The sequence below is a fragment of the Paenibacillus sp. P4_E11 genome, assembly GCF_056401635.1.
The window spans coordinates 1-1,451 of record NZ_JBFUIX010000457.1 but is presented as its reverse complement, the minus strand read 5'-3'; the positions used below and the strand labels follow the sequence as shown (position 1 = coordinate 1,451).

Annotated in this window: 1 protein-coding gene and 1 pseudogene; both read right to left on the bottom strand. The window is 51.0% G+C overall.

Annotation, left to right across the window (positions count from 1 at the left end; translation table 11 throughout):
• Nucleotides 1-367, bottom strand: a pseudogene (locus AC1DWB_RS35075) (hypothetical protein); the annotation flags it as partial.
• Nucleotides 364-1,451, bottom strand: a 1,088-nt coding sequence (locus AC1DWB_RS35070; protein WP_477545687.1) for a sensor histidine kinase, incomplete at its 5' end; no start/stop codon positions are given. The gene AC1DWB_RS35070 and the pseudogene AC1DWB_RS35075, both read right to left, overlap by 4 nt.

Here is a 1,451-nt window from a genome sequence, read left to right as displayed (position 1 = left end):
GAGATAGACCGTTCGGGGACAAGGCCATGAACTCCGGTTTCGCTTCCGCGGCACGCCATTTGAGATGAGATTCATACGGATAGTCCACGCGGTCCAGCCTTGACATGTTTGATCGCTCTCCGAATACGCTCAACAACGAACCATTATCTATCCAGCCGAGAGGGATGCCGTTGCCGTTGTCTTGACTTTGGTCCAACACGCGGTAGATCGTCTTGACGTCGAATGGTTCATTGCCCCCGCTAGCCAGTGACTCATCCTCGATATCCGGGATAATAATCGTCTCTGAATTCGTCTCCCGCATGCAACCACCTAATAAGATCATAACGGTCAAGAGCGTCGCGATCATGCCCGTCCAACGCACTCTCATTCGCTTCTCCTCCCCGTTCTTCCATATGGAATGTCGATAAAGACTTGAGTATATTCCAGCTTACTAGTAATGTGGATGCTTCCCTGATGTTCCTCAATTATACCCTTGCTGATGCTAAGCCCRAGTCCAGCGCTATCCACTTCGTGGGAATGGGGTTCCGCCCGATAGTAGGGTTCGACGAGTTTGCTGAGATGCTCGCGGCTAATCGTCGGACCATGATTGGCGAACGTGAACCGGATCAGGTCGGAGTGGAGTTGGGCACTCGCCACAATATCCGTCTGGGCGTACCCGTATTTAATGGCGTTATCGAGCAGATTAATGAACAGCTGCCGCAACTTGTCGGCTTGTCCATGAACGAATAGGCCTTCATCTGTTTGGCAATGTATGGTCTTTTTATACCGCTGGGCTTTAATCGTCATCGTCTCGCAGACGTCCCGCAGAATAACACCCGCATCCACAAGAGCGTTTGTATCTGTCCCGTAGGACTTCTTCGACATGGCTAGCAGCTCCAATACCATATCATGCAATCGTCGGCTCTCCTCCTTGATGTGGCTCATCCCTTTATGGAACAGCTCGGGATCTTGGGCCTCGTTCTYATGGATGAGGGTTGCATACCCCATAATGGTTGTGAGCGGAGTCTTCAGCTCATGGGTCATATTGTCGAAGAACTGTTTGCGGACTTGATTCAACTCCTCTAACTGATCCCGATCTTTCTCGATTCTGGCGATTTGATCCCGGATACGTTCCATCATTTGACTCAGATTGTTGGCGAGCTTGCCGATCTCATCCTTTCGCCGCAAGGCGAGGCGGGTATCAAGCTTACCGTTCATGACCTCGGAGGAAGCTTTGGACAGCTTCACCAGTGGAACAGTGATGTGACGGGATAACAAATAAGTAAACAGGAAGGCCGCTGCGAATACCGCCATGGCGATCGTGAAGATCGTACGCTGAATCTGAGTGCTCTGCTCATAGAGCAAGGTGAAATCCTTGGAGAAGCGGATAATCCCCACCTTGGTTCCCTCCACTATGACTGGATAGGCGAATAGAACGGATGCGGTCCCATTCTCGTTGGATATCGTATAGG